Genomic DNA, 657 nt, shown 5'->3' on the forward strand with positions numbered 1-657 from the left:
AACATGAAGGCGATCCGCTCGGCCGGGTACTCCGGATCGATCGGCAGGTAACCGGCGCCCGACTTCAGTACCGCCAGCAGACCGACGATCAGGTCCACCGAGCGAGGCAGGGCCAGCCCGACGATACGCTCGGGACCGATACCGCGACGGATCAGCAACCGGGCAAGCCGGTTCGCGCGCTCGTCGAGTTCCGCAAAGGTCAGCTCGGTGCCATCGACAACCACCGCGACTGCATCAGGATGCTTCGCGACCCGGCCTTGGAACAGTTCCGGCAGAGTCGCCCCAGGCACCTCCTGGACAGTGTCGTTCCACCCCGCCACAAGCCGGTGCCGCTCCTCCTCCGACAACGTCTCCACAGTGCTGACCCGCTGGTGCGGTTCCCTGGTGACGGTGTCCAGGACGCGGACGAACCGTTCGGCCAGTGTCTCCACCGTTTCGGCATCGAACAGGTCGAGGGCGTAATCGATACCGCCGTACAGACCGGCCGGGCGATCACCTGTGCCAGTACCGGCACCCGCACCCATGTTGGCGTTGGTGTGGAAGGTTTCACTCAGGGTGAAGAAGAGGTCGAATTTTGCTGCCGGTTTGCCGGCGGGCAGGGGTTCGGTGTGGATGCCGGGCAGGTCGAGGACGGCCGGGGCGTTGTTCTGCAGGGCG

General features: G+C 65.6%; 1 protein-coding gene. It reads right to left on the bottom strand.

From position 1 onward, the window contains the following. The coding region (locus tag O3Q52_RS53855; RefSeq protein ID WP_269655648.1) for an AMP-binding protein at positions 1-657 on the bottom strand (657 nt) is incomplete at both ends.

Source organism: Streptomyces sp. ActVer (assembly GCF_027270795.1).
Taxonomy (GTDB): Bacteria; Actinomycetota; Actinomycetes; order Streptomycetales; family Streptomycetaceae; genus Streptomyces; species Streptomyces umbrinus_A.